Annotated in this window: 9 protein-coding genes; 2 read left to right on the top strand and 7 right to left on the bottom strand. The window is 41.9% G+C overall.

Annotated elements, in window-relative coordinates; genetic code table 11:
* From ACOOEY_RS08485 to ACOOEY_RS08505, 5 genes are all read right to left on the bottom strand, one after another.
* Entirely contained in the window at positions 1-4,518 is a 4,518-nt protein-coding gene (locus ACOOEY_RS08485; RefSeq protein ID WP_420388238.1) for a PAS domain S-box protein, read from the bottom strand.
* Between the two features lie 208 nt (positions 4,519-4,726).
* Positions 4,727-5,215 carry a hypothetical protein gene (locus ACOOEY_RS08490; RefSeq protein ID WP_420388239.1) on the bottom strand — a complete coding sequence of 163 codons (489 nt, stop codon included), beginning with the start codon at positions 5,213-5,215 and terminating at the stop codon, positions 4,727-4,729.
* Between the two features lie 214 nt (positions 5,216-5,429).
* Positions 5,430-6,011 (bottom strand): hypothetical protein, encoded by a 582-nt coding sequence (locus tag ACOOEY_RS08495; RefSeq protein ID WP_420388240.1) that lies wholly within the window; start codon positions 6,009-6,011, stop codon positions 5,430-5,432.
* Between the two features lie 177 nt (positions 6,012-6,188).
* Positions 6,189-6,662, bottom strand: a complete 474-nt coding sequence (locus ACOOEY_RS08500; RefSeq protein WP_420388241.1) for a hypothetical protein — start codon at positions 6,660-6,662, stop codon at positions 6,189-6,191.
* 228 nt (positions 6,663-6,890) lie between these two features.
* A complete protein-coding gene (locus ACOOEY_RS08505) occupies positions 6,891-7,307 on the bottom strand; it encodes a hypothetical protein (RefSeq protein ID WP_420388242.1) in 417 nt (138 codons plus the stop codon).
* A 192-nt stretch (positions 7,308-7,499) separates the two neighbouring features.
* Here ACOOEY_RS08505 and carB point away from each other — a divergent pair, with 192 nt between their 5' ends.
* Together carB and ACOOEY_RS08515 are read left to right on the top strand one after the other, a co-directional pair.
* Positions 7,500-10,313, top strand: a complete 2,814-nt coding sequence (carB, locus tag ACOOEY_RS08510) for a carbamoyl-phosphate synthase large subunit (protein ID WP_420388243.1) — start codon at positions 7,500-7,502, stop codon at positions 10,311-10,313.
* The gene (locus ACOOEY_RS08515) at positions 10,313-10,582 is read left to right on the top strand and encodes a DUF4834 family protein (RefSeq protein WP_420388244.1); all 270 of its coding nucleotides are present in this window, start codon (positions 10,313-10,315) and stop codon (positions 10,580-10,582) included. Before carB ends, ACOOEY_RS08515 begins: the two co-directional genes overlap by 1 nt.
* Positions 10,583-10,637: 55 nt before the next feature.
* On the opposite strand, the gene ACOOEY_RS08520 is transcribed toward ACOOEY_RS08515, so the two are convergent.
* Together ACOOEY_RS08520 and ACOOEY_RS08525 are read right to left on the bottom strand one after the other, a co-directional pair.
* A complete protein-coding gene (locus tag ACOOEY_RS08520; protein ID WP_420388245.1) occupies positions 10,638-11,714 on the bottom strand; it encodes a 3-oxoacyl-ACP synthase III family protein in 1,077 nt (358 codons plus the stop codon).
* A gap of 3 nt (positions 11,715-11,717) precedes the next feature.
* Positions 11,718-12,305: a TetR/AcrR family transcriptional regulator gene (locus tag ACOOEY_RS08525; protein WP_420388246.1), complete on the bottom strand. Its 588-nt coding sequence runs from the start codon at positions 12,303-12,305 to the stop codon at positions 11,718-11,720.
* Positions 12,306-12,455: the final 150 nt, after the last annotated feature.

Here is a 12,455-nt window from a genome sequence, read left to right on the forward strand (position 1 = left end):
CTAGCTGTTAATATGTTTTTGTGAAATCTCTATCACAACCGAAGTACCATGGCCCGGTTGACTATCTATTTCCAAATGCCCCGAAATGGCATCAATTCTATTCTGCATACTCTTTAAACCAAACCCCTTTCCATTCCTCCTTACCTTCTCTACATTAAACCCAACCCCATTATCTTCAATGGTCATCATAATTACATCGCTGTAATTACGCAGCTGTACAGACACTTCTGTAGCCTTGGCATATTTGACAATGTTGTTCAGAGCCTCCTGCAGAATTCTGTATAGTGTGACCTCGACATTCTTGTCAGGAATTCTCATCTCACCCAGATTTTCCTGAAAACGGAAATCAGTATCCTCGCAAGATCCATCTACGGCCATGATCAGACTCTTGCAGGCACTCACCAATCCAAAGTCTACAATAGCCTTAGGCATCAGTGTATGTGCCAGAGTTCTGCTATCTTCAATCGACTTTTGTAGGTAATCCCATCCAATCTCCAGCCTTTCCTGCGCCTTTTTACTTAGCTGCTCATGTTCCCTTTTTATAAATTCAAAGTTCAGGGAAGAGATAGTGAGCAATTGCTGGAGACCATCATGAATCTCCTTAGATATGCGGCTTCGTTCATTATCCTCAGTAATAAGAACCGCCTCGAGTTTTTCCTTTGTCCGCTGTTTCTCCCAGGAGATATCAGTAATTGCCCCTACAAATCTTGTTGCTTTTCCGGCATCTCTCTCCACGATCTTTCCTTTCAAAAGCACCCATAACCAGCTCTTGTCCTTTTTCTTCATCCTAAACTCACGGGTGAATTGGTCATCGCTTAGTTGTACCACTGTTCTGGAAAGGCTTTCAGGTGTAGTATTACCGAGATCGACAGGAGATACCAGTGACATAAGACTTTCCAGTGATTGCTCAAGTTCGTCTCCTTCATAACCGAGCATCCTGTAAAGCGCCTGGCTAAATTCAATCGTGGATTCGGTCAGGTTCCAGTCGACAAAAGCGTCCTGAGATGCTTCAAGAGCATATCTGAGTTTCTCTTCTTTACTTCTGATAATTCTTTCTGCTGAGAGTATTTCGGTGATGTCTCGGGTAATCCCAATAATACTCATCACTTTATTACCTCGGATAAGGGGGACTAAACTGGTTTGAAAATCCTTTTTACCGGTTTTGAATTCAAGTTGTTCATGAAAGGTAATAACCTCCATACTGTCGCGGCAGCTTGCATACCTCCAGTTTAGATACCTGGCAATATCCGGAAACACCTTTTCTACCGGTTTCCCTGACACCGCATAGTTGCTCATGCCTGTCAGCATTTCATGAGTTTTATTAAACTCCTGATATTTAAAACTGCCATCTTCAAGCACATCTACAATGAATAAACCATCATTGATGTTCTGGAAAACGCCAACATATTTATCCCTTTCTTTCTTGAGTTGATCTTTGCTTTCAATTAAGGCATTCTCCATTCTGATTCTCTCGGTCATATCAATAATGACCGCCAGCGTGAATTTTTCATCTCTAATGGAGATCGGATTCAGACCAATCTGTACCTGAATCCTAGTGCCATTTTTAGTGAGTGCATTAAAATCAGCCTCAGCTCTCATGATCCTTGGTTCACTATTCTCATGATAGTGATGTCTGTGTCTGGAGTGTGACTTTCGGTATTCTGAGGGCACCAGATCTTCTATTTTCAGAGACTTCCATTCATCAGCCTGGTAGCCAAAAATCTCTGAAGCTCTTTGATTGTGCATTACAATTTCCCCCGCCTTGCTTACCAATAGCATTCCATTCGTACCGGCCTCAAAAATCTTTTCAAATCTTTCCTGAGCACTTTTTTGCTCTAACTCTGCCAGTTGCCTCTCATTGATATCAGTTAAAAGGCCAATCAGTGCCTGCTGTCCAGTACCATCGACATTCTCATGAATTTTGGCATGTGATTCTACCCAGATATATTCACCCGACTTCTTTCTGACCCTATAGGTCATCTCAAAAGATTCAATAGGCTGCTCAGTCTTCAGGCTTTCAAGTACCTCATTAACCTTAGCGAAAGTTGCCTCTCTATCGTCAGGATGTACCCTTTCTTTCCAGGTGTTGAAAGTGGGTTGAAATTCCTGTACCTCGTATCCCAACAGCGAATAATAACGGTCACTGTAATCTCCTCTGGGAATGTGATCTTGATCATAGTGCCAGATAAACGCAGCGTGCTTTCCCGCCTCCATAGCCAGATTGAGCTGGTCATTGGCCGATTTGAGATCAGAAGTGCGTTCCTCTACTTTTTGTTCCAAATGACTCAGTACTTCCTGAAGACGTGCAGTTCTACTCTTTACCAATGTTTGCAGGCGACTATTCTGCATTCTGATGTTCCTGTTCTTCAACTTATTAAAAGTAGAGGCGGCTATCAGAATGACAATGACATAAGACACCAATGCAAAATTAGTCTTGTACCAATGCTGAGCTTTTGAAATATAAATGGACTGATTCCAATCTTCGTAAGTGCCATCTGAACTAACTTCCCGGAGTCTGAAATTATAATCTCCTGCAGGTAAATTGGTGTAGGTAATTTCTCTGCTTTGTCCGACCCTATACCACTCAGAGTCAAAGCCTTCCATTTTGTATTCAAAGAGTATATTACCATGATTAATGAAATCAATGGTAGAGAAATAAAAAACCAGTTTCTTATTAGCTGCTTTGAGGTTCAGGTCTGAGTCAAGTTTATATTTTTCACCATCAATGTCCACTGATTCAAGGTGATAGTTCATGGCTCTGGTAGCTCTGAAATCCGGTTCCACATATACTATACCGTCAGGACTGGTATAGTATATCTTCCCTTCAGTAGTTTTCCAGTTGGCCGGAAACCCAGGAGGCCAAACCGTTACATTGGCTCTATAATCTTCTATGTTTTTTAAAGAATCCTGAAAGATTACATTTCGCTGCAATTCCTCCGATGATACCCTGTGTAAACCTCCGAAATTGGTAAACCAAACCCCATTATCATTGTCAATAATGATAGAGGTGGGCCCTTTAATGGTAAACCCATTTCTGACATTATGTACAGAAACGGTATCTGAGTTTCTTTTAAAACTTACCAGGTGTTTACCCTCTGAAACAGTCCAAAGGTTGTTTTCTCCAGGCCAAAAGTTAGAAAAAGTCTCATTCGACAAGCCTAAATCGACTCCAATTTCAGTAATCTGTCCATTCACTTGTCTGAACAGCCCCATATTGGTACCGATAGCCAGATCCCCATCTTCAAATTCAAAAATCCAGCGTATTACCTTTCCATCAAAAAACTCATTTTGCTCTAACCGGCCATTACTGTATAAGTAGGTTTTGGCAGTACTTCCCCTCTTACGAGTGTTCACCCAAACAACTCCCTCTTTGGTAGCGAAAACAAACCTTGTATCCTCGGTAGATATCTTTTCTTTTAGTCTTACCTCATTACCATTAACCTCAACTTTGAAAAGACCACTTTCCCCTCCTAAGAGAAGATCTCCATCCCTGTCTTCGAAGATGGTGTAGATATTGGCAGGAAGCGTTGCCGCTCCTTTTGGCATACTAAGTTGACTATTCTCCAGTCTGAAAAGCCCATGACGGTCCGTTCCCACCCACACATAACCTCTGGAATCCTGAATAATGCTTTTGGTCTCAATAGGAAGATATCTATCATCCTGGCTATACCTGATTCTTCCAACCGGAGAGCGATGAATCAGGTATAAGCCCCTGAATGCTCCAATCCATATATCACCGTTAACATCTTCAAAAACCGTTCTGATACCGTCCTCAGATAAACCATCCTGAACCGAAAGCCTTTCTACTCCTTTATCGCTAAGGCGATAGGCACCTGTAACCGAAGACATCCATACAAAACCGTGGCTATCGGGAAAAAGATCGCGAACCAGGCCAACCCTTTGATCTGTTTCTGAAGAGAACAACACACTGAATTTATCATCACGGTATGAGACTACCTGGCCATTCCTTAGAGATAAATAGACATTCCCCTCTGCATCGTCTACTACCGTAAGTATCGGACTATCAATTCTATTTCGGAGGTTGTCAAAGTCGTGCAACTGGTCGTCATGAATGTATTTGACTGAATTGTCCTGAAGAACCACCCAAATACGTCCATCAAACCCGAGCTTTATCTGAAGCACATTAGTCAGTTGATAAGGTGCTGCAATTACCTGCTCATTAATAACGAAATAGACCTTTTTATCTGCCAGAAGGAGGATACCACCATCGGGATCGGTGATTATTTTCTTAATGCTTGAAAAAACTACGTGTTCACTAGTCCATTGAACGAAGGATTCATTGTTGAGGAAAAACAGCCCAGATCTTCCCGCAGCCCAAATAGTACCATCGGTTTCAACTTCTATTTGGGTAAACTCATTGCTGTCAAAAGAGGGAGTATTTCCGAGGTCAAAGACAACCGCCTCACGCCCATCAAACCTAACAATACCTTCACTGGTGGCCATCCACAAAAACCCACGTTGGTCCTGCGCAATATCCCACACGGTGGCCCTTCCCATGATTTCAGTAAGTGGCCAATTTTCAATAATATTTTGATTGAGAGGCCGATTTTGCCACATTTCGTGGCTTACTTCCTGACAATAGGCAACTCGCATGCAAGTGTGCATGAAAAAAAATAGTAGCCCCAGACGTGTCACCGTTTTTAGGTTATGAACTTAGAATGCTTACAAACCAATATAGGGATAATACCAAAGAATTGAAAGGGAATTAGTTAAGTCTAACTGACAAACCCATGTTAAAGAGAGGGTATCTGTCACTCCATCCTACCCCCCCTTTTACGATTATGATTTCGGAAAGAGCCAGTCGGCTTTGCATTGAAGGTATAGCAGAGACAAATCTTTTATCAATAACCGAGAGACGAATTTCAGGACCGAAACTCAATTTAGACCTGGAATTGAATGAATAACTAATGTCTATCCCCTGATCTGTTCTCTTACCCGTCTCTGAAGTTCCTGCTGATGAAGTATTGTAATAGGTAAGACCGAATTTATTCTTAAAAGTAACTGCCATACTCCAGCCACTATACCAACCTCTGATGGATCGGGTGGTCTGTGCCCCAAGCTCAAAACTTATTGGCTGAACATATGTTTGCCGAGTGGCTCTGTCCTGATAGTATCCCTTAAATCTTTGAGCTTCCAGTGACTGACTGAATAATCCAGCTAGCATCAGAAATGTGATGATGAATAAACGTTTCATGGTGTTTTGGTTTTGTTGCCCCGTAATTATGTATATCAAATATCCACACTACCTGAAGCAATTTTATTGGAGTATCACCAGAATACAGATTATCAGCATTTCTCTTAAGCGACTAAGTAAATCACCTAATCGCAATCGGTTGATCGATTAAAAAGAGAAGGGCTCCATAAAGGAGCCCCCGTCTTACACACACACGCTATATAAACGCACTCGTTTATAAGTGCTCTTTAATATAAATTCTAATATCATGAGGCGCTGTCTCATCTCCACCAAAATAAGGGTACAGCAAATAGTAAACACCTAGATTACACTGGGTTCCCCTTTTCACGGTCTGTTGTTCGTCTTTGAACCAGAAAACATACTCGTCTCCATCCAGACTTATGCTTAAATCGGCAGACTCTCCAATCTCCATAGATCCGATTTTTTTAAACAATCGATCGGAACTCTGATAGACATAAGTATAGATATCTACCTCGTTGGTTTCTATGTTGAAGTTCCATCCAAAACGGGCACTGTTCTCATGGTGAAGACTATTACAGTCTGCAAACCCGAATAGCTTATTGATATCTCCCTGATTTCTGTTGCCTAAGTTGTACATAGCCGTTTCATCGAACCTCACTGTAAGGCTCATTGTCTCAGACTTAAGAGTACGTAGCCCCTTTGGATTAAGACTGTTTTCGATCTGGCTGTCGTGTTCACCAGCTTTAATGAGATAGACAGCTTCATCTATCTCATAAAGCTCAGCACAGTTGGTTAGTAAAAGGGTTAATGATAATATGGTGAGCAGTTTTTTCATGGTCTTGTTGTTTTTTTGCTCTACACAAAGTTGACCATGCCTGCCTCCATTTCTATCCGTAAATCTCTGGTTTTACTTTTCTAGGTAAAAAACCTATAAACAAAAAAAGGCAGGCCACCACAGCCCGCCTCACAACAAAACCAACTCACCACCACCAGTTGGTGAGTCCGTCTTGTTCTAGTAAAGGTTAAATAGTAACCTTACACTAGTCATATTTCTTTGACTGTTTCCTCCATACTCGAAGGCCAACCGCCAGCTATCACTAAACTTATATCTTAGTTCCGCACTGAGCACTGTTTTCTCAATATCACCATTTAAGAAACCTTTTCTCAGGCCTCCTGCCAACTCCAAAGTCTCTGCCAAAGGCTGAGCTACACTAATGTGTAAACCGGCAAATCGATTGTCCATATAAGGAGTTTCTACATTAGTGCCGTAATCGCGAGTGTGGTAGTAGTTAATGGAAAGTACTTGTTTGACATTCATTCCAAATCCGAAACCGTATTTGACTCCGTCATAACTGAGTACTGTTGGTGCTACCTGAAATGTCACCGATTTATTACGGGCATTGTCATAGCTACTTCTATAATAGTACTGGCTGTATGCGGCTTGTGCCGCTACTAAAAAAAGGGCGATGATGAATAACTTTTTCATGGTCTTGCTGTTTTGTTGTTTTCAAATTGATTACACATCAAAGGTCTTCCACAAAACCCTCCTTTATATTGGATAAATACCTGAAAAAGCGATTTCGGTAACTTACTTAGGTGTTATAGGTGATTTCCTTACATAACCCTTAGAACCTTCAAAAGGCCATTTTTTGATCAAAAAAAACGCCTTCCTAAAGGAAGGCGCTCTGTATTGGCTTATTTGATTTTGATAAGGCTATTTGCTCACTCTGTTGCCAGACATAGGATATACCTCCTGCCCCATATAAACGGCACCACTCAGGTTATCTCCTTCAAACTGACATTCAACTTCTGCAGTCATTCCCATCACTTCCAGAGAGCCGGTCATATTAGTTTCCTGAATCATGACGCCTGTCATTTCCAAAGTTCCAAACTGATCCGTTTCAAGACTGGCCGTGTAGGCTCCCGGATTACCATTAATTCTCATGGTTCCACTGCTTCCACCATCAGGTGTATCGACCACATATTCCCATACTCCCGTTGGATCATAGGCTTTTTTGCTCTCTTTCTTGGCGGTAGAATTGGTTGGTGTTCCGCTGGCAGCGCAGCTCACGGCAAAAATAGCCAGCAGTAAAAAGGCGCTAACCACTTTGATTGTTTTTAAAGTCTTCATGGCAATTATTTATTTGACAATTGGTGAGTTGAAAATAGCACTTTTTCTATTAGAGTCCCTCGCAAAGCTGCCCTGATTTCATCTGAAAAGGGTTTAAACTTAATAATGTTTCTGTGGTTTTGATTGTAAGCATTATGGCCTAACTTTGTGCCAATTTGTACCTAAGTCAACAAGTCGTTCTTTACCTGAAACATGCCTAAAGACAATAGCATCAAGTCCATCCTAATTATCGGAAGTGGACCTATCATCATCGGACAAGCCTGTGAATTTGATTATTCCGGCTCACAAGCAGCAAGATCATTAAGAGAAGAAGGGATTGAAGTTACCCTGATTAACTCGAATCCTGCCACAATTATGACAGACCCTGTAATGGCAGATAACATTTATCTGAAGCCATTAACAAAAAAGTCAATCATAGAAATTCTCGAAAAACACCAAATAGATGCTGTACTACCTACCATGGGTGGTCAGACAGCACTCAACCTGGCCATAGACTGTGATAAGGCAGGAATTTGGGACAAATACAATGTCAGGATTATTGGTGTAGATATCAATGCCATTGAAACCACCGAAGACAGGGAGAAATTCAGGCATAAAATGATTGAAATCGGAGTAGGCGTTTGTAAAGGTGAAACTGCTACTTCATTCCTCAAAGGAAAAGAAATTGCTCAGGAAATAGGCTTTCCGTTGGTCATCAGACCTTCATTCACACTTGGTGGCTACGGAGGTGGTTTCGTAGACAACCAGGAAGAATTCAACGAAGCTTTGAAAAGAGGCCTGGATGCATCTCCAATTCATGAGGTTCTCGTTGAGCAAAGTATTCTTGGATGGAAAGAATATGAGCTGGAACTACTGAGAGATAACATCGGTAACGTAATTATTATCTGTTCTATTGAGAACTTCGACCCGATGGGGGTTCATACCGGTGACTCCATTACCGTAGCTCCTGCCATGACACTGCCTGACACTGTCTATCAGAAGATGAGAGACATGGCCATTAAAATGATGAATGCCATTGGTCAGTTTGCTGGTGGATGTAATGTGCAGTTCTCCGTAGATCCTGAGACTGACAATATCATCGGTATTGAGATCAACCCAAGGGTATCAAGATCTTCAGCTCTCGCATCAAAAGCTACAGGTTATCCAATTGCGAAAATTGCCGCCAAGTTGGCCATTGGTTACAACCTGGATGAACTGAAAAACCAAATCACTCAAACCACTTCAGCTTTCTTTGAGCCTGCACTGGACTATGTGATCGTGAAAATACCTCGTTGGAACTTCGATAAATTCAAAGGCTCTGACAGAAAGCTTGGCCTTCAGATGAAGTCGGTAGGTGAAGCCATGGGTATTGGAAGAAACTTCCAGGAAGCTCTTCAGAAGGCTTGTCAGTCACTGGAGATCAAGCGAAACGGTTTAGGTGCCGATGGTAAAGAACTAACCGATCAGGCAGCACTGTTGCATAGCCTGGAAAATCCAAGCTGGAACAGATTGTTCCATATATATGATGCCTTCAAACTGGGTATCCCATTCAAGACCATTCAGAAGAAGACCAAAATCGATAAATGGTTCTTACAGCAAATTGAAGAGCTAATCGAGCTTGAATCTGAAATTGAACAATATTCACTGGATACCCTTCCTGAGAGACTGCTTAGAACAGCTAAGGAAAAGGGTTATGCCGACCGACAAATTGCTCACCTTCTCAAGTGTTGGGAAAGTGAAGTATTCAATAAAAGGCATGACCTGGGTATCAAAAGAGTTTACAAACTGGTAGACACCTGTGCCGCTGAATTTGAGGCACAGACGCCATATTATTACTCAACCTTCGATCAGGAGAATGAATCGGAGTCAACGAACAATAAGAAGATCATTGTTTTAGGCTCAGGTCCGAACAGAATTGGTCAGGGTATCGAGTTCGACTATTGCTGTGTGCATGGTTTGTATGCTGCGAAAGAGTGTGGCTATGAAACCATTATGATTAACTGTAATCCTGAGACAGTTTCCACTGACTTTGATACGGCAGATAAACTATACTTCGAACCTGTATTCTGGGAGCACATTTACGATATCATCCTTCATGAAAAACCTGAGGGTGTAATCGTTCAGTTAGGTGGACAAACTGCTCTGAAGTTGGCCGAGAAACTTGATAAGTATGGTGTGAAAATCATTGGAACCAGCTTTGAAGCCTTAGACCTTGCTGAAGACAGAGGTAGATTCTCAACTCTATTGGCGGAAAACAACATTCCTTATCCAAAATTCGGAGTGATAGAAGATGCCGATGAGGCTCTTGAACTATCTAAAGAATTAGGCTTCCCATTATTGGTGAGACCATCTTATGTACTGGGAGGCCAGAGCATGAAGATTGTGATCAATGAGGAAGAGCTGGAAGAACACGTAGTGAACATCCTGAGAGACATCCCTGGCAACAGAGTATTACTCGATCACTTCCTCGATGGCGCCATTGAAGCTGAAGCTGATGCCATCTGTGATGGAGAAGATGTATACATCATAGGTATTATGGAACACATTGAACCGGCCGGTATTCACTCCGGAGATTCTTATGCTGTTTTACCTCCATATAGCCTGGGTGACTTCGTGATTCAACAGATTGAAGCCCATACCAAGAAAATTGCACTGGCTTTAAAAACCGTTGGTCTGATTAATATACAGTTCGCCATTAAAGACGATAAAGTTTATATCATTGAGGCGAACCCAAGAGCATCGAGAACCGTTCCATTCATAGGCAAAGCCTATCAGGAGCCTTATGTAAACTTTGCTACCAAAGTGATGCTGGGCGAGAAAAAGTTGAAAGACTTCAACTTTAAACCGGTCAAGAAAGGATATGCCATTAAAGAACCGGTTTTCTCTTTCCACAAATTCCCGAATGTAAATAAGGAGTTGGGCCCTGAAATGAAATCTACGGGAGAAGCCATCTATTTCATCGATGATCTAATGGATGATTACTTCCTGGACATTTATTCAAAACGTAATCAGTATTTAAGTAGATAATGGGTTGGTTATTAAAGATCATATTATTCATCGTAGTTTTTAGCTGGATTTTCCGAGGTGTTGTACGCTTCCTTTCAATTGGTCTGTTTGGTCAGGCACAACAACAAAGGAACTTCAACAACGGAAGACAATATCAGCAGCAAAGACAGAGAAGTAGCTCAGATGGTAGTGTGAACATTGATTATGCCCCCAAGAAAAACTCAGGTAAGAAGAAGTCTTCCGAAAACTTTAAAGGTGGAGACTATGTCGATTACGAAGAAGTAGATTAAGATTAGAAATCAAGTATATAAGGAGCCGATCTGAAATCAGATCGGCTTTTGTTTTTTAAGGCATCTGATATACCATCGCATTGATGTGCATTCCGGCCCCCACCGAAGCAAACACCAAATGATCTCCGGATTTAATCTCATGCCCCTTCAGCTCACCTTTGAGGATCAAATCAAGCATCGTAGGAATAGTAGCCACCGAACTATTTCCCAGCTTCTGGATAGTCATCGGCATTAACTGGTTCACATCTGGCTCATACCCGTAAAGCTTGTAGAGTTTCAGAAGGATAGCCTCATCCATCTTTTCATTGGCCTGGTGAATCAATACCTTATCGATATCATTGAGGTCCAGGTTAGCTCTTTCAATAGCCGTTTTGATGGCCTCTGCTACATTCACCAAAGCGTACTCATAAATCTTTCGCCCTTTCATTTTGATGAACTTATTGCCGTTGTCTTTCAATTCAGGCTTATAAGACGGTCCCATCGCGAGATACTCCAATTCTACAGAAGCATCGGTTCTGGATGCCTGACTCAAGAATCCACCTGAAATACTTTCGTCCGCAGCCTGAAAAATAACGGCCCCGGCACCATCAGCAAAAATCATAGCGTCACGATCGTGATCATCTACAATTTTGCTGAGTGTCTCAGCACCAATGACCATAACCGCTTTGGCATCTCCACAACGAATCATCTGGGTGGCCTGAATAGACCCCTGAACCCATCCCGGGCAACCGAAAATAATGTCATAGCATGAGGTACCCGGATTAGCGATGGCCAGATTGTGTTTCACTTTGGCTGCCAGGCTGGGCATCATATCAATTCGGTTGGCATCTTTATCTAAATCTCCAAAGTTATGCGCTACAATTATGTAGTCCAGCTCTTCCTTATCAACCGTGCTATTTGCCAGAGCATTTTTGGCTGCTATAGAAGCCAAATCAGAGCAAGACTGTCCTTGAAGGGCGTACCTTCTTTCCTTTATGCCTGTGATCTTTTCGAATTTTTTGATGATCACATCATTCTCATAGGGAAATGCCTCACCATTCTCCTGATAAAATTCGTGTTGAAGGAAGTCTTCATTTCTAACTACCGTTTCAGGAATACAACTTCCAACTCCGTTGATGATAACTTTAGACATAATTTAGTTTTCTGTTTTATAAGAAACGGCATCCCAGCAAGCCTCTGAAGCCTGGTCGATGCGTTCGTCTGTCAATTGTTGATTATGATCGATATGCAGTTTCGCCAATGAAACAATTGGCCCATACAAAAGGGCGATAATAGTATATAGTGGCAGATCCTTCATCGCCCGGGCCTTTTTAGACTCCAGAAAGAACTGCATAATGGGAGCTAGGATAATAAATGTCTCCTCCCTGGTCATATTACTCACATAAGGAGCATATCTGTATTGCTCTACAAACTGAAATTCCTTTGGGTGATCTATACAATATTGAATCAGGTTCCTCCACAGGTGTTTGAAGCGCTCCTTATAAGTACCCTCCTCTCTGTAGTCTTTAAGCATGGCTTTAATCACGCGTTTTTTAATCTCCGTGAAAAGCTCATTGATCAGGTGCTCCTTATTTTCGAAATAGCGATAGATGGTGCCGGCACCTATGCCTGCCTGCTGGGCAATCTGAGACATGGGAGTGGCATGAAAACCATGTGCGGTAATCAGATTTAGTGTTGTCTCCAGAATCAGAATCCTCTTGTCTGTTATTTTGTTATCGATCATCTTCCTAGCGGAATGAACGTTCATTCCGCGCAAAGGAAAAGACTAAAAGACAGGAAAGCAAAGTTTAATCAAATTAGTTTTCGGTACCGATTCCCTCTAACTGGTTCTTACTCACATCATTCATCGAAAAGAGACTAAGCAGTCTCCAGA

Origin of the sequence: Roseivirga sp. (assembly GCF_965216855.1) — a bacterium.
GTDB lineage: Bacteria > Bacteroidota > Bacteroidia > Cytophagales > Cyclobacteriaceae > Roseivirga.